Consider the following 16,867-nt stretch of genomic DNA (forward strand, 5'->3'; position numbering starts at 1 on the left):
AACGATTTTAGATTTTTGAATTCAGAAGTTTGGCTAACTTTTCAGTTAACGATTTTCTGCTGTATTGTTGTAAACCAACAGGATATACTTTTAAATTATTTTGTTGGAATTGTTCGAAATAAGTCAGAATTTGTGCTTTTAAAGCTTCTAGTTCGTCATATTTGAAGAAAGTTCCCGTATTGGTTTCTTGTATGATTTGAGCAAAATCTGCATGTTCTGGTCCGATGGCGATAATTGGTCGCTCTGAAACCATATATTCGAATAATTTCCCAGGAATAATGCATTTCGTTTCTTCTGAATCGATTTCGATAAGCAACAACACTTGTGAACTACGTTGTTCGATTATGGCTTCATCATGTGGCAAATACCCCAAATAATTCACATATTTTTCCAACTTGAATTCCTTAATCGCTTGAAGTACCTCGGCACTCACCGCTCCTATCAATTTTAATTGGAATTGTTTTTTAAATTCAGGATTTTCTTTGGTTAATTCTTTCAAAGCTTTCCACAAAATTCTTGGATTTCTGGCTGATAAAAACGAACCAATGTGTGCCAAAGTGAATTTTTCATCCAACGGTTTTTTAATCACTTTCTCCACATCATAACCATTTGTAATCACTTCGATTGGTTTTGAAGTAATCGCTTCAAATTCTGTTTTTGTAGTTGGAGAAGTTACTAAAAGGCGGTCACAAGTCGTCATGGCTTCCTTCTCCAAATCTTTATGTTTTTTGGCAGCCCACGAACTCAATTTTAATTGTTTGTGATAGCCAATCGTAGTCCAAGGATCACGAAAATCGGCCAACCAAGTGATGTTTAGCTCTTTTTTCAATTGCAAACCAATCAAATGTAAACTATGAGGCGGACCCGTTGTAATAATGGTATCGATTTGATGTTCCTTAAGATATTGTTTCAAAAACTTAACCGAAGGTTTGACCCAAAATACTCGTGCATCTGGTATAAAAACATTACCACGAATCCAAAGCATTGTTTTTTCAATAAACGATTGCTTTTTCTGATTTGGAATGATTCCTGAACTAATTTTTTTAGTCTTATTTTTCGAAAAAACAGAAGCCAATCCATAAGGTTCGAAAATCGATTGTTTGACAACAACAGCTTTGTCAGAAACTTCGCTCAATAATTTCTCATCAATCAACGGATACGTTGGATTTTCGGGAATATAAACGTGAGGTTCAATATTAAAATCAGGTAAATATTTGACGAATTTCAACCAACGCTGTACGCCCGGGCCTCCTGCAGGTGGCCAGTAATATGATATGATGAGTATTTTTTTGGTTTTCAAAATTTAGTTATGGTTCAATATTGTCATTTAATTTTCCTAATTCTTCTAAATCTAGTTGATCCTTGAGTCTGTTTGTTGCTTTTTTTGCAATGACTAGATTTTTATAATCAATAAAATTAACAGGAGTATCTCCTATCATTACAATTGTAGCATCAGACAAAAGAGAATCAAATGATTTATCCTCCAAACCCTTTATAGAAGTCATAACGTCTAAACGAAGCCCAAAGTCTAATGTAAAATCTGTCCAGCCTGGAATAAATTGCATAGTTTCAATAGATTCAAAATCTCCTATACCAATGTCAACAAATGCTTTTCTAAGATTCTTTCTGTTTTCAATGGAATCCTCAATTAATATATCTAAATCTCCCGTATTTCTGTTATAACCGTAAATATTAACAGCAAAACCACCAATAGTGATGTACTTTACATTATGTTTTTGAAAAGATTTCCAAATATTTAAAATTTGTGTAATCATTTCTTAATTGGATAAATTTTGGGTGCATTTTTTAAAGTATAAGAAAGCTCAATAATAGCCATCAATCGCTCTAATCGTTCTACATAAGAGAGCAATTTTACTTCTGCTATTCGCTTAGCTTCTAACTTTTCGGGTTTATCGTGATTCAATTTTGTCTCCATTTTTTTGATAGATATTCTTTCAAATTTACAAAATATTCAAGTTCAAAAATCAAAAATCGTTAATCTTGAATCTTTTTCTTTCTCTCAAAATAAACTCCAGCTCCAATCAACAAAAGCATTCCGATAGAACTCATTAAAGCGATGGTACTTCCTGTTTTAACAACTTCTGGCTCAAATTTGAATTCGATAGTATGTTTTCCTGCTGGAATTTGTAAGCCTCTTAAAACGTAGTTTACATTATGTATTCTTGCTTCTTTTCCATCAATTGTAGCCTTCCATCCATCTTTGTAATACATTTCGGAGAAAACCGCAAAACCATTTTTAGAATTATTTGAAATGTATTTCAAATGGTTTGGTTTATATGAAACTAAATTTATTGATGAAATAGAATCTTTTTCATATTCTAATTCTGAAATAGCTCTTCCAGGAGATTTCAGATATTTTTTATCATGAATTACATTGGAAAACACAGCCACTCTTTTTGTATCCAAAGTATCCAACGCTTTCATTTCATCGTTTGCAGATTTTACCAACTTAATTTCTTCTACAAACCAAGCATTTCCATTCGCTGCTGGATTGGCTAAAGCTAATTTCTGTCCGTTTTCATCGGATTGGATGACGTATTTTACGTTTAACATGTTCAACACACGAACGTTATTTTTAGCGATTTGGTAGTCGAATAATTGTTGCATTCTTCTTGGTTTCGCGGCATGATAACCACCAATTGATTTATGGAAATACGATGTTCTAGCGTTACTCATTCCGCCTTCTACTTCAAAAACTCTGAAATGCGTGGTATCGGCTAAAATTCTTTGATCGGCTTCTGTTGGTTCAAATGGCATATCAACTTCTCTTGCACTTCTGAATTGGTCTGGATTGTTGCTCACATAACGTTTATCTACCATAAACAAGTCGAAAACCATTAAAACTCCAACTATAATAATCGCTGTAGTTTCTTTCATCAAATTTTTTACAAACAAAAATAAAACAGCAAAAGTAAGTCCTACAAACAACATCGAACGTAAAACATCAGAAGTATACAAAGCAGCTCTATCTATTTTTAACGTTCTAATGAAATCATCGCCATACGCTTGTGCATACATCGCATCGTTTGCAGAAGAAAAAGTAAACATTCCTTTAATCAGGAACAATACAACTAAAAGTCCAAAAGTAATGGCTCCTGATTTCCAAAGGGCGTTCCATTTAGCTTTTTCATCTTGTTTAAAAAATTGGTATAACCCAACAATTGCTAAAGCAGGCACACACAATTCTAAAATTACTTGAATAGAAGAAACCGCTCTAAATTTATCGTATAATGGAACATAATTGATGAAGAAATCGGTTAAAATACTGAAATTCTTACCCCATGAAAGTAATAACGAAAATATAGCTCCAGCTAAAAATAAATATTTGATGTTTCGTTTTTCAACAAAAAATGCCATTACGAATAAGAAAAACACTACTACTCCAATGTATGCTGGTGCTGCAACAATAGGCTGAGCTCCCCAATATGCCGGTGCGTGTTCTACAAAACCTTGCACTTGGTCCGCTGGATAGCCTTGCGCTACAAAATTTTGATACGTTTCTGATTCAATTCCTAAATTTTCATTGTTAGAACCTCCAAAAAGTCCAGGTGCAATCAAGTTTAAACTTTCTGCAACTCCGTAGCTGTATTCGGTGATATATTCATACGACATAGCGTTGCTATCCGTCTTTGGAGAACCATCTGGATTGAAGGTTAATTCGCTATTATTACGTGTTGAAAACTTAGCATATTCTGAAGTCGCCATTAAATTGGTTGCATTCGCTCCGATGGCTAAAATTCCAGCAATAGCAAATACTCCAATTACTTTTCCTAATTCTTTGAATTCTTTATTTTTAACAGCAATTACAATATAATAAATTGCAATAATCGCTAGCAATAACAATAAATAATACGTCATTTGGAAGTGATTCGCATTAATTTCTAATGCAGTCGCAACCATAGTTAGCAAACCTCCTATTATATATTTTCTTTGGAAAACCAATAAAACTCCAGCAACTACCATTGGCATATACGCAATTGCGTGTGCCTTAGCATTGTGTCCTACTCCTAAAATGATAATCAAATACGTAGATAATCCAAATGCTAACGCTCCAAAAAACGCTTTTAATGGATCTACTTTTAAAACCATCAACAACACATAAAATCCTAAGAAATAAAGGAATAAATAATCCGCAGGACGTGGTAAAAAACGCAAAGCATCGTCTAACATCCCAATTACGTCGTTTGGATATTTTGCACCTAATTGATAGGTTGGCATTCCTCCAAAAGCACTATTGGTCCAAAAAGGTTCTTCTCCTGTTTCTTTTCTGAAATCGATTTGTTCTTTAGCCATTCCTGTATATTGAACAATATCGGATTGAAAAATTTTATTTCCTTGTAAAACTGGATAAAAATAAATCAGGGAAACCAAAATAAACCCTACTAAAACCAATAAATGAGGATATAATGCTTTGATGTTTTTCATAAGTAGTAAATAATGAATATAAGGCGCTAAAGTAATTAAAAAAAGGATATCGTTAAAATATCCTTGAGAGTAATCTTGCTAAACAAGTAATTATTTCACTTCTTCGTAATCGATGTATTCACCCACTTCCTTTTTAGGTTTTGGGGTTGGAGCGCTTGCTTGAGAAGTTCTATTTTGTTGTTCTTGTTGTTGTCTATATTGTTCCTGCATTTTTTCTTGCATCTTATTCACCGCTTTTTGCATTAAAATTGGAGCAAAAATTCGCATTAAAAACTTAAACAGATAATAAAACAGAATAATATAAAATATAACCTTTATAGTTCCTGTAAGTGAAGCCATTTCCATGCTAATAAAATTTAAAATTCAAAAATACAGATATTGGTTGGTAAAACTTCAAATTTGTTTCTTAAAATTATGATAAAATAACTATTTTTGGACATAAATCATTTTTTATGAAATCTATTCAAACACTTTTTGTTCTAATTTTAGGAATTATGTCTCAAGTTTCATTTGGACAATTTACAGATGAAATCAACTCTAATCGTCCTGGAAAATCGATGATGGCATTTGCTGTTGGAAAAAAAATTATTCAAACCGAAGCTGGCGTAACTTATGTTTCAGAAGATCATAGTCTTTTAGATTATAAAGCAAAAGGCTTTATGGGAGAATTAGCTATCCGCTATGGCGTTTGGAAAGAAGAACTAGAAGTTATAGCTGAAATTCAATATCAAAATGACAAACTTACTTCAGGCGCATTCGAAGAAAAAAGAAGTGGTTTTAAACAATTGACTTTAGGAGCCAAGTATTTGATTTATGATCCGTTTAAAAATTACGAAGAAAAGCCTAATTTATATAGTTGGAAAGCCAATAAAAAGTTCAAATGGAGACAATTCATTCCAGCTTTTGCTATGTATGCAGGTGCTAACTTTGCTGTAGGAGAAACTCCATTTAATTATGCTCCTGCCACTATTGAAGAACCAAGCTTTAGTCCAAAAGTAACTGCAATTGCTCAAAATCATTTTGGTGGAAGATGGGTTTTAGTGACCAACTTAACCTATGACAAAATAGGAACTGATTTTGCCTCCATTAACTACATTCTTACTTTAACAAGAGGATTTAATGCGCAATGGTCGGGTTTTATTGAAAATCAAGGTTACATGGGTGATTATTACAGTGATGGTGTTTTTAGAATTGGTGCAGCCTTTTTGTTTGACAAACACATGCAAGTTGATGCTTCTCTTGGAAAAAACCTAAAAAACACTCCTGGAATCTTAAATGCTGGAATTGGTTTTTCATGGCGTTTTGCTGATCAATATCAAGAAGTTCAAATTGCAAAACCTGGTACAGAAAGTAAGACCGATAAAAAAATGAAGAAAAAAGGCGAAAAAGAAGCGAAGAAAAGAAAAGATGCAGTAGAATAAAATGATAACAATTAAAGAAGCCCTTACCAAAAAAGAAATGAAAGATTACGTGATGTTTTCTTTCGAATTATACAAAAACAACCCATACTGGATTCCGCCAATAATCGCTGAAGAATTAGAAACTTTTGACAAAACAAAAAATCCAGCTCTTCAAACAGCTGAAGCTCATTTTTATTTAGCTTACAAAGACAACAAAATTGTTGGTAAAATTGCCGCAATCATAAATTGGGAAGAAGTCAATATTTTAGGAAAAAGAAAAGCTCGTTTTGGTTGGTTTGATGCTATTGACGATATTGAAGTTACGAAAGCACTTTTAAATAAAGTAGAAGAATTAGGACGTAAACACAACATGGATCACATGGAAGGTCCTATGGGTTTTTCAAATTTGGATAAAGTTGGTATTTTAAGCGAAGGTTTTGACCAAATGGGTAATATGATTACTTGGTACAGTTTGCCTTATTACATTACTCATTTTGAACAACTTGGTTTTATAAAAGAGAAAGAATACATTGAAAGTGATTTTTCTTTTAATGGCATAAATCCAGAACCTTTTCAAAAAGCAAGTGAATTGATAAAAAAACGTTACGAGTTACGTAGTCTAAATTTCACAAAAACAAAAGACATTATGCCTTATGTGGACAAAATGTTTGATTTGTTTAATGAAACCTATGCCAAATTACAATCGTTTGTTCCAATAAATGATATTCAAAAAGAATATTTCAAAAAGAAATACATCGGTTTTATCAATCCAGAATTTATCAAATTTATTGTTGATAAAAATGATAACATGATTGCTTTTGCCATTGTGATGCCAGGTTTTGCACAAGCACTAAAAAAAGCGAATGGTAAGCTATTTCCTTTCGGATTTTATCATTTACTACAAGCTCGAAAACATTCAAAAGAGATTGTTTTTTATTTAATTGGTATAACACCGGAATACCAAAGTAAAGGAGTCACAGCAATTGTTTTTGACGAATATTACAAAGTTTGTTTAGCAAAAGGAATTGAAACCTGCATAAGAACTCCCGAATTAGAAGAAAATCATGCGATTCATAATTTATGGAAGCATTTTAATTCGAAAATTAATAAAAGAAGAAGAACTTATAAAAAAGAGTTATAACAAAAAAAGGGATTCAAATTGAATCCCTTTTTTTGTTATTCTTAATAAATGTTATTCTACATTTTGAACACTTGCTTCTGCAATTTTAGCATATGTTCCGTTTACTAATTTTTCACGAATAGCTTCAAAAGCTGTTAGTGTTTCATTGATATCATCAATTGTATGCGAAGCTGTAGGAATCATTCTCAATAAAATAATCCCTTTTGGAATTACTGGATAAACCACGATAGAAAGGAAAATTCCGTAGTTTTCACGTAAATCATTTACCATTATCATCGCTTCAGGAATAGAACCTTCTAAATAAACTGGTGTAATACATGTGTTTGTATCGCCAATATTAAATCCTTTTTCTTTTAATCCGCTTTGTAATGCATTTACGTTTTCCCATAATTTATCTTTAATTTCAGATGAATTACGCAATAATTCTAAACGTTTTAACGAACCAATAGTTTGAATCATCGGTAACGCTTTTGCAAACATTTGCGAACGTAAGTTGTATTTTAAATAATCGATAATATCTTTATCTGCTGCTACAAAAGCTCCAATGTTTGCCATTGATTTTGCGAAAGTTGAAAAGTAAACATCAATTCCGTCTTGACAACCTTGCTCTTCTCCTGCTCCTGCTCCTGTTTTACCAAGTGTTCCAAAACCATGTGCATCGTCAACTAACAAACGGAAATTGTATTTTTCTTTTAAAGCAACAACTTCTTTCAACTTTCCTTGTTGACCACGCATTCCGAAAACACCTTCCGTAATGAATAAAATTCCTCCACCTGTTTCAGTTGCCATTTTAGTAGCACGTTGCAGGTTTTTTTCCATACTTTCTAAATCGTTGTGCTTGTATGTAAAACGTTTTCCCATGTGTAAACGAACGCCATCAATAATACAAGCGTGAGAATCTACATCGTATACAATAATATCGTTTTTAGTAACCAAAGCATCAATAATAGACACCATTCCTTGGTAACCAAAATTTAATAAATAAGCAGATTCTTTCATTACGAAAGCAGCTAATTCTTGCTCTAACTGTTCGTGATATTTTGTGTGACCACTCATCATACGAGCACCCATTGGGTAAGCCGCACCAAATTGCATTGCTGCTTCAGTATCTGCCTTACGAACTTCTGGATGATTAGCTAATCCTAAGTAGTCATTTAAACTCCAGTTTAAAATATCTTTTCCTTGAAATTGCATTCTTGGACCTAATTCGCCTTCTAATTTAGGGAATACAAAATATCCTTCTGCTTGAGAAGCCCATTTTCCTAACGGACCTTTATTGTTCTGAATTCTTTCGAATAAATCTTTTACCATAATATATAGGTGTTTAAAACTCGACAAAAGTAAAAAGAAAAATACTTTTATTATAATTTATTTTGATTAGAAAAAAAATTATAAAAATAATAGTTCATAATCGAATTATTGGTCTTACATTTGCACCGAACGACACAGAAATGTGGTTACACGTTCACCGTAAAAGTCGATCGCTCCAGATCGGCTTTTATACTTTATAGACGTTTCGTACTTTTACATTTCTAAATTACCTTTCATGAAACTCGTATTTGCATCCAATAACAAAAATAAAATTCAGGAAATTCAGGCTTTAGTTCCAAATACCATTCAAATTGTGAGTTTGGAAGACATTGGTTGTACCGAAGATATTCCAGAGACAGCTGATACCATTGAAGGAAATGCGATTTTAAAAGCTAATTACGTTACCGAGAAATATGGTTACGATTGTTTTGCTGACGATACAGGTTTAGAAGTTGATGCTTTGAATGGTGCTCCAGGAGTTTATTCTGCGCGTTATGCAGGCGAACAAAAAGATGCGAATGATAATATGGATAAGCTTTTGTCTGAATTAAAAGACAAATCGAATCGAAAAGCCAATTTTAAAACGGTGATTGCTTTAAATCTGAACGGAAAACAAAATTTATTTACCGGAATCATCAACGGAAAAATCATTGAAGAAAAAATTGGAACCAATGGTTTTGGCTACGACCCAATTTTTGTAGCTGACGGTTTTGAAAAAACTTTTGCCGAATTAAGCATGGAAGAAAAATCAACCATCAGTCACAGAGGGATAGCAGTGAAAGAACTTATTCTTTTTTTACAAAAACTGTCCCAATAGGCAAACTCCAATTGCATTTAAAAGCAATCAATCGGAACGAAATAATAAAAACCGCTACGATTAGCGAAATAATATCGCTTTGTATTTGTAATTTTTGCAAAATAAAAAACAGAATTCCACCCGCAATACAAAGCGTTGCATAAATTTCCTTTCGAAATAAAACTGGAATTTCGTTGCACAGAATATCACGAATAACACCTCCAAAAGTAGCTGTCAAAGTTCCCAAAATCACACAAACAACAGGACTTAATCCAAACTCTAATCCTTTTTCTAAACCTATTAAGGTAAAAACTCCTAGTCCAATCGTATCAAACAAAAACATCGATATACGCAAACGTTCTAAGTAACGATTAAATATTATTGAAAGTAGAAAACCAGTTGTAATAATATAGATGTAATTGATATCCAACATCCACCCTACTGGTGTTCTTCCAATTAATACATCACGAACTGTTCCTCCGCCTAAAGCTGTAACAAAAGCAATACAATACACACCAAATAAATCCAATTTCTTATAAATAGCAGTTAAAGCTCCTGAAATGGCAAATACTAATGTTCCAATAATGTCTAACAGTTCAAACATGGTTCTTATTTTGATACAAAAATACCTTACTTTCTAATTTTTCCATTCTAATTTTAGCAATAAAACATTTTTTATAAAATATGTGAAAAAACCAAAAAACGTAACAAATTGAAAATCAATATATAACAAATTAGTTTATGTGATTTATAAAGCGTACCTTTGCACCCAATTTAAAATATTTTATGAATAAATTTGAACAATTAGGATTGAATGAGTCGCTACTGCTGGCGATTAAAGATCTAGGATTTGAGAATCCGTCAGAAGTACAAGAAAAAGCGATTCCAGTACTATTGGAACAAAACACAGATTTAGTTGCCCTAGCGCAAACAGGTACAGGGAAAACCGCAGCTTTTGGTTTCCCGCTAATTCAAAAAATTGATGCTGAGAATAGAAATACACAAGCATTAATTTTATCGCCAACACGTGAGTTATGCTTACAAATCACCAACGAGATTAAATTATACTCAAAGTACATAAAGGGGTTACATACAGTGGCTGTTTATGGTGGTGCAAGCATTACAGAACAAGCTAGAGAAGTTAAACGTGGTGCACAAATTATTGTGGCTACACCAGGTAGAATGCAAGACATGATTAACAGAGGTCTTGTAAACATTAAAAACATCGATTTTTGTATCTTAGATGAGGCAGATGAGATGTTAAACATGGGATTCTACGAAGACATTTGTTCCATTTTATCGGACACACCAGACGAGAAAAACACATGGTTATTCTCTGCAACTATGCCTGCTGAAGTAGCACGTATTGCAAAACAATTCATGTCATCTCCAGTAGAAATTACTGTGGGAAGCAAAAACTCAGGTTCGGCTACAGTATCTCACGAATATTACTGTGTGAATGCTCGTGACCGTTACGAAGCTTTAAAACGTTTAGCAGATGCTAACCCAGATATTTTCTCGGTTGTATTTTGTAGAACTAAAAGAGACACACAAGCGGTTGCTGAAAAACTTATCGAAGATGGTTACAACGCAGCTGCATTACACGGAGATTTATCGCAAGCACAACGTGATGGCGTAATGAAATCGTTTAGAGGTCGTCAAATTCAAATGCTTGTAGCAACAGACGTTGCGGCTCGTGGAATTGACGTTGATAATATTACTCACGTAGTAAATTACCAATTACCAGACGAAATTGAAACTTACAATCACCGTTCAGGAAGAACTGGTAGAGCTGGAAAATTAGGAACTTCTATCGTAATTATTACGAAAAGTGAAATCAGAAAAATACACTCAATTGAGCGTATTATCCAACAAAAATTCGAAGAAAAAACAATTCCATCTGGAATTGAAATCTGTGAAATTCAGTTGTTACACTTAGCAAACAAAATTAAAGATACAGAAGTTGATCACGAAATTGACAATTACTTACCTGCTATTAATGAAGTTTTAGATGGTTTATCTAAAGAAGAGTTAATTAAGAAAATGGTATCTGTTGAATTTAATAGATTCATCAACTATTACAAATCGAAACGTGATTTATCAGGTGAAAGAGGAAATGATAGAGAAAGAAGTTCTGAACCAAGAGAAATTAGAGCAGGTGATCCAGTTCGTTATTTCATCAACATTGGAGCAAGAGATGATTTCGATTGGATGCAATTGAAAGACTTTATCAAAGAAACTTTAGATTTAGGTAGAGATGACGTATTTAAAGTAGACGTTAAAGAAGGTTTCTCTTTCTTTAATACAGATGGCGAACATACTGACAAAGTAATGTCTGTTCTTAACGGATATGATATGAACGGCAGAAGAATCAACGTTGAAATTTCTAAAAATGATGGTGGCGGAAGACGTGACCATAATGGAAGAAGTTCTGGTGGAGGTTTTGGTGGTGGAAGACGCGAAGGTGGCTTTAACCGCGAAAGAAGTGGTTCTGCTCCAAGAAGAGAAGGTAGTAGAGATGGTGGTTTCCGTAGCGACAGAGGTTCTGCTCCAAAAAGGGAAGGCGGCTTTAGAGGCGAAAGAAGTAGTTCTGCTCCTAAAAGAGAAGGCGGATTTTCAGACAGAGCACCAAGACGTGCTGAAAGCACTGGAGATTCTTCAAGACCAAGAAGACCAAGAAGAAGCTAACATTTTTCGTTAATTTTCTTATAAATTTATAGAAAACTACAAAATATCATCTTTAGATTCGTATTTTTGAATCAATAAATAAAGAATGAGATATTTTGTAGTTTTTCTTTTTGCCCTAATTTCTAATTTTTGTTTTTCACAAAGCGATTCGCTTGTGACTAACTTAAAAGGTACTGTTATTCATAACGAAACAAAGCTCCCTATGGGTAATGTACACGTTATAAATGCTTCACGAGTAAAAGGAACTGTAACCAGTCCGAGTGGTACATTTGAAATTGGAGCCAAAGTAAATGACACTATATTATTTACGTATATAGGTTACGAAACCGTAAAAGTAAAAGTAACTAACGACTGGATAAGGCAAAATCCAACTAAAATTTATTTGACTGAAAAAGCGTATGTTTTAGACGAAGTAGTTGTTGCCAAATACAACTTAACTGGATTTGTTGAAGTAGATACACGATTAATTCCGGTTGCAGATGATTCTTATCGCTATAGCATTTCAGGGCTAAAAGCAGGTTATGAAAGCGGTGAATATAAACCAGGTGCAATTGCAAAAGTTTTAGGCTCCATTTCTAATCCCGCTGATTTACTATATAATATTTTTGGTAAACGACCTAAGGAAATGAAGAAGCTAAAAGAAATGAAAAAAGACGATACTGTTCGTAATCTTTTAGCAACTAAATTTGATAGAGAAACACTCGCCGCTTTATTAGAAATCAATAAAGATGACATTCCATTAATTCTTCAAAACTGTAATTATTCAGAATATTTTATTCAAACTGCAAACGACTTACAAATCATGGATGCCATTAGTGCTTGTTATGAAGATTATAAAATATTAAAAAAGAATAAATAGTTATCAGAATGGCTAAGTTTTTAAAAATTGTTTTTTTGTTTATTGTGTTTCAAGCTGAAGCTCAAAGTCAATCCAATAAAGTTCTAATTCCTTACCGTGATAAAAATCTTTGGGGTTTATCTGATACTTTGGGAAACATTAAGGTTAAACCCTTATACAAAGAAATTAAACACTTTATAATAGACTATAACAATAATTTTGCTTCAAGATATGTTGTAAAATCTAATAAAACCTTTTATGTAATTGACCAAAATAAAAAACTTTTATTACCTGAACTTAATCCTTACGATTCGATTTATTTAAATAAAGATTATCCGAATCATTTTTGGGTTTTTAAAAAAGGAAAAGTTGGTTTATTTCATAAAAACAAAGAAATTATTGGTTGTTTGTATGACAAAATTACCGTTTCGGAAAATGATAGTTATGAAGTTCAAAAAGGAAAACTTTCAGGATTAATAAATTCGTTAGGTAAACTTATTATTCCAATAGAATATGTAAGAATTCGACCATCATGGGATGATGAAGATGAGAAAAATACAAAATTTGTTTGGGTAGCTAAAGGCATGCTGGCAGAAAAAAAGTTTTACGATACCAGAATTATCAATAAATCTGACGCCTACGGCGCGGATAAAATTTATGGTGACGTTTCAGTTAGTGAAGCATCATCTTATGATTATAAGGATGTTAAAAAGAAATTAGAATCTAAATATGATGTTGTAGGTGAATTTGATAAATACAGTAAATATGTTTATGTAACCTTGAATCAAAAAAAGGGAGTCGTAAATCTTACCAATCAAGAAGAAATGGTTGCACCAAAACATGACGAAATCAAATATTTTAGCATTGATAAAGATAAATATGTGTTCTTGGTTAAATCAAATCAAAAATATGGTTTAGTAAAAGAAGGTAATCAAGTGCTTTTAGAAAATGAATTTGATAAAATAGAATACGATAATAAAACTAGATTATATATTTTAGAGAAAGAAAATAAAAAAGGTTGCATCGTTTTCAATACAATTTACCCATACATACAACCAAAATATTTGTCAATCAAAAGTTTAGATGGTATTCAAATTACTAATAGATGGCAATTTGGACTTTTTGAAGTAACTACCGAAAAAGGGAAAGGAATTGTGGGCGAAAATGGTGTCGAATTTTTTAAAGATTAACAAATGAAAAAGTACTTTATTCTTTTTTTAATTTTATCTCTAACACCTTCTAATGCACAAATTAAATTTTTAAACGATTATTTCTTTGATTGTAATTCTAGTTCCTATCAAATGAATTATGCTATTTCTTTAGCATCGCCAAATGGAAATTACGCAAATGCTCAAGAACTTTTAAAAACTCAGTTTTTTAAAAATAATATTGATAAAGCAACACAAATTCAAGCTTTATTAACTCATAATACATTAGGAAAAGAAAAAGCCATTTCCATAATTAATAATGCTGAAATTTCTGAAGAAGAAAAAGATTTTGCTAAACTTTGGCTTAGTTTTTACACTAACAACACCACTGAATATGATGCATTATTAGTGGCATTTCAAAAAAAATATACTGCAAATTATAATCCGATAAAGCTAAAACTTAGAGTTGTTTTGAATTATAGAGATGCTAATATGTGGAACGAAATTAAAGAGCAAAAACCACAATCTATAAAAACGTTAGACAGTTTAATTAGTTTGCCCAATGTTACCCATGAAGACAAACTTTATTTTTCTTTGATGAAGCTCGACTTTTTGAAAAAGAATGACTTTCGTTCAGAAGAAAAAAAATATTCTGAAAATGAATTATTAGATAAAGTTGTTGAATTATATCAAAAAAACAAGTCTTTATTTGAGTTAGAAATCTTAAAAAACACTTTAAATAAAAGTGAATCTAAAAAATACAAAAATCTCATTAAAGAAATAAATGATGAGCAAGCAAAAACGTCAACATATACTTCAACCGAAAAGGTTCTAGCTCTTTTATTGGAGTACAATAACTCGGATAAGAAAATTAAAGTTTCTGAGGTAGAGTCTTCAATTAACAAAATTCTTTCTTTCGAAAAAAATGTAACCGAAATTTCAAAAATAAAAGCTTTATTAAATGTGTTTTCCTTGCCAAGTGAACCTGATTTTGGATTCATGATGAAAGGATTATTAAAACCAATTCCTTTTTCAAAAGAGTTTAAACAAAGCTTCTCTTCTACTTCATTAAGTAAACAAGAATTGGTAGAAAAAATAAAATCAGTTTTAAAAGAACATCAATTTGCAGAAATTGACAAGAATTCATCCAAATTAAATGAAGAACTTGAAACCATAAAAGACTTATCAATTGAAGACATTCACGCGTTTTATGGCTTGATGGTTTTTTCATCATATTATGCCAAATCATTGCAAAGTTTGAAATATGCTTTTGGAAGTTTTCAAGATAAACCAGAAAGAAAAGATTACGAAACTGTAGAATCGTTCATTCAATTTCTTGAAAAAAATCCTTTATATCATGATGATTCTCGCTATTTCTTTAACTATTTAGATTTAAAAAACGATGAAGGGTTTCAAAAATTCATTACCCAAATTAATATTTTAAAAGACAAATTTCCGGGTTCGGCAACAATACTTCGCAATGGTTTAGATTGCATCCAAATCAACAACGAAAAAGTTAGTGAAAACAATTTACAATATTTTTACACTTCTTATTTTAAACTTGCAGTTGATTATTTAGCAATTTCAAAAATCATTAAATCAAAAAATGACTATGATTCTGAACTTTTTAGTGGCAATTTACGTTATAAATTAGAACACGGTTCAACCTATTTTGAAAACTTTTTTAGTGTATTTTCACAAGAAAGCAAAAAAGAATCTGAACAATATTTAGATGTTGTTTTACAAAAAAATCAGGCTAACAAAGACTTAAATGAAATTAAACTCATAATTACAAAACAAAAAGGTGGAAAAGAATATTTAGATGCTTATCTAAAAAAATTAACCGAAACTAATAAAAACTATTATGAAAAAATTGAGATTTCTAACATCAATGATTTAGATTCTACTTATGTAAGTAATCAATCTAAAATGGTAATTCCAATACTAAAATCTAAAAAGAATTTTAGCGCTTTAGAGAAAATTTTACCCCTTTTATATTTTACTTCCCAAATAGATGAAGCACAAGATGTGATAGTTTATATCTTAAATAATTATAGTAAATCAAAACAATACACTAGTTCATTTTCAAATACATGCATTCAACAGCTATATAACGAACTTTTAGATGATGAAAAAGCAATCGAACAGCTAACCAAAATTCAAAATGAAGTTCCTGATTTTGAAATGAATTACCTAATTTTAACTATGTTAAAACTTGAAAATGAAGAGTCTAAAAAAGATGGATTAAAATTGGTAAAAAGCTATGAAAATGAAAAATTTGAAAGTTCATTTGGAAATTTAGAAAAATATTTTGTTTTGCATCAATTTTTTGAAAAAAACTATTTTAAAGAAGAAAACATAAGTTTAATCTTCAAAGAAATCATCAAAAAATACCCCGTATTAAAAGACGATTTTAAGCAATAGTTTCCCAATATTTTTTCTCAATAAACTCAATATCTTTTATAGATTTTCGAGTCCAATCTAAACGCTTGTCTAAAACTTCTTCTTCTGTTAATTGCCAATGGATATCCGATTGACGCAAACGATTCGTCACATCCTGAATAATAATAGCTGCAGAAACTGAAATATTCAAACTTTCGGTATAACCTACCATCGGAATTTTTAAAAAACCATCCGCTTGTTGCATTACTTCTTCCGATAAACCATCGCGCTCAGTCCCGAAAAATAAAGCAGACGGTTTTGTAATATCAAATTCATGCAATAAACATGAATCATTATGTGGTGTAGTTGCTATGATTTGATAGCCTTTTCCTTTTAAATTAGTAATACAATCCTGAATGGAAGAAAAACGATTGATATCGACCCATTTTTCAGCTCCCATAGCAATTTCTTTATCGATACTTTTACCAAATTTCTGTTCAACCACATTTAATTGCTGAATACCAAATACTTCGCAGCTTCGCATTACAGCACTTGTATTGTGCAATTGAAACACATCTTCCATCGCCACTGTAAAATGCTTTGTTCGGTTTTTTAATACTCTTAAAAAGCCTTCTTTTCTATTTTCAGTAATAAAACCTTCTAAATATGTTAACAAGTCTTGATTAAATTTCTCCATATTGCAAAAATAATACTACT

General features: G+C 31.7%; 15 protein-coding genes. 7 read left to right on the forward strand and 8 right to left on the reverse strand.

All coding sequences use genetic code 11. The features are described from left to right. Nucleotides 1-7: 7 nt before the first annotated feature. The 5 genes from B2741_RS06900 to B2741_RS06920 form a co-directional block, all read right to left on the reverse strand. On the reverse strand, nucleotides 8-1,300 hold the full coding sequence (locus B2741_RS06900; RefSeq protein WP_291136751.1) for a glycosyltransferase family 4 protein: 1,293 nt from the start codon (nucleotides 1,298-1,300) through the stop codon (nucleotides 8-10). A gap of 7 nt (nucleotides 1,301-1,307) precedes the next feature. Further along, nucleotides 1,308-1,775, reverse strand: coding sequence for a hypothetical protein (locus B2741_RS06905; RefSeq protein ID WP_291136754.1), 468 nt, complete (start codon nucleotides 1,773-1,775; stop codon nucleotides 1,308-1,310). Further along, nucleotides 1,772-1,936 carry a hypothetical protein gene (locus tag B2741_RS06910; RefSeq protein ID WP_291136757.1) on the reverse strand — a complete coding sequence of 55 codons (165 nt, stop codon included), beginning with the start codon at nucleotides 1,934-1,936 and terminating at the stop codon, nucleotides 1,772-1,774. Before B2741_RS06910 ends, B2741_RS06905 begins: the two co-directional genes overlap by 4 nt. Before the next feature lie 59 nt (nucleotides 1,937-1,995). Next, nucleotides 1,996-4,446, reverse strand: a complete 2,451-nt coding sequence (locus B2741_RS06915) for a YfhO family protein (RefSeq protein WP_291136759.1) — start codon at nucleotides 4,444-4,446, stop codon at nucleotides 1,996-1,998. A 90-nt stretch (nucleotides 4,447-4,536) separates the two neighbouring features. After that, the gene (locus B2741_RS06920) at nucleotides 4,537-4,791 is read right to left on the reverse strand and encodes a DUF4834 domain-containing protein (protein WP_133606205.1); all 255 of its coding nucleotides are present in this window, start codon (nucleotides 4,789-4,791) and stop codon (nucleotides 4,537-4,539) included. 107 nt (nucleotides 4,792-4,898) lie between these two features. Between B2741_RS06920 and B2741_RS06925 the strand changes: the two genes are divergently transcribed. Continuing rightward, nucleotides 4,899-5,867 carry a transporter gene (locus tag B2741_RS06925; protein WP_291136764.1) on the forward strand — a complete coding sequence of 323 codons (969 nt, stop codon included), beginning with the start codon at nucleotides 4,899-4,901 and terminating at the stop codon, nucleotides 5,865-5,867. A gap of 1 nt (nucleotide 5,868) precedes the next feature. After that, on the forward strand, nucleotides 5,869-6,987 hold the full coding sequence (locus tag B2741_RS06930) for a GTP cyclohydrolase (RefSeq protein ID WP_291136767.1): 1,119 nt from the start codon (nucleotides 5,869-5,871) through the stop codon (nucleotides 6,985-6,987). 51 nt (nucleotides 6,988-7,038) lie between these two features. On the opposite strand, the gene B2741_RS06935 is transcribed toward B2741_RS06930, so the two are convergent. Then, the gene (locus B2741_RS06935) at nucleotides 7,039-8,298 is read right to left on the reverse strand and encodes an aminotransferase class I/II-fold pyridoxal phosphate-dependent enzyme (protein ID WP_262317530.1); all 1,260 of its coding nucleotides are present in this window, start codon (nucleotides 8,296-8,298) and stop codon (nucleotides 7,039-7,041) included. A gap of 235 nt (nucleotides 8,299-8,533) precedes the next feature. On the opposite strand from B2741_RS06935, the gene B2741_RS06940 reads away from it, so the two are divergent. After that, nucleotides 8,534-9,115, forward strand: coding sequence for a non-canonical purine NTP diphosphatase (locus B2741_RS06940; RefSeq protein WP_291136770.1), 582 nt, complete (start codon nucleotides 8,534-8,536; stop codon nucleotides 9,113-9,115). On the opposite strand, the gene B2741_RS06945 is transcribed toward B2741_RS06940, so the two are convergent. Further along, the gene (locus tag B2741_RS06945; protein ID WP_291136773.1) at nucleotides 9,084-9,698 is read right to left on the reverse strand and encodes a trimeric intracellular cation channel family protein; all 615 of its coding nucleotides are present in this window, start codon (nucleotides 9,696-9,698) and stop codon (nucleotides 9,084-9,086) included. The genes B2741_RS06940 and B2741_RS06945 overlap by 32 nt on opposite strands. A gap of 182 nt (nucleotides 9,699-9,880) precedes the next feature. Here B2741_RS06945 and B2741_RS06950 point away from each other — a divergent pair, with 182 nt between their 5' ends. The 4 genes from B2741_RS06950 to B2741_RS06965 all read left to right on the forward strand — a co-directional run bounded on the left by B2741_RS06950 (nucleotide 9,881) and on the right by B2741_RS06965 (nucleotide 16,192). Continuing rightward, nucleotides 9,881-11,782, forward strand: coding sequence for a DEAD/DEAH box helicase (locus B2741_RS06950; protein WP_291136776.1), 1,902 nt, complete (start codon nucleotides 9,881-9,883; stop codon nucleotides 11,780-11,782). A gap of 85 nt (nucleotides 11,783-11,867) precedes the next feature. Beyond that, nucleotides 11,868-12,641, forward strand: coding sequence for a carboxypeptidase-like regulatory domain-containing protein (locus B2741_RS06955; protein ID WP_291136779.1), 774 nt, complete (start codon nucleotides 11,868-11,870; stop codon nucleotides 12,639-12,641). 8 nt (nucleotides 12,642-12,649) lie between these two features. Beyond that, nucleotides 12,650-13,810, forward strand: coding sequence for a WG repeat-containing protein (locus B2741_RS06960; RefSeq protein ID WP_291136782.1), 1,161 nt, complete (start codon nucleotides 12,650-12,652; stop codon nucleotides 13,808-13,810). A 3-nt stretch (nucleotides 13,811-13,813) separates the two neighbouring features. Further along, complete coding sequence (locus B2741_RS06965) at nucleotides 13,814-16,192, forward strand: hypothetical protein (protein WP_291136785.1); 2,379 nt, start codon at nucleotides 13,814-13,816, stop codon at nucleotides 16,190-16,192. On the opposite strand, the gene B2741_RS06970 is transcribed toward B2741_RS06965, so the two are convergent. Continuing rightward, entirely contained in the window at nucleotides 16,182-16,847 is a 666-nt protein-coding gene (locus B2741_RS06970) for a TrmH family RNA methyltransferase (protein WP_291136788.1), read from the reverse strand. The two genes, B2741_RS06965 and B2741_RS06970, sit on opposite strands and share 11 nt — an antisense overlap. Between the last annotated feature and the right edge of the window lie 20 nt (nucleotides 16,848-16,867).

Origin of the sequence: Flavobacterium sp. UBA7663, assembly GCF_002483315.1 — a bacterium.
Classification (GTDB): domain Bacteria; phylum Bacteroidota; class Bacteroidia; order Flavobacteriales; family Flavobacteriaceae; genus Flavobacterium.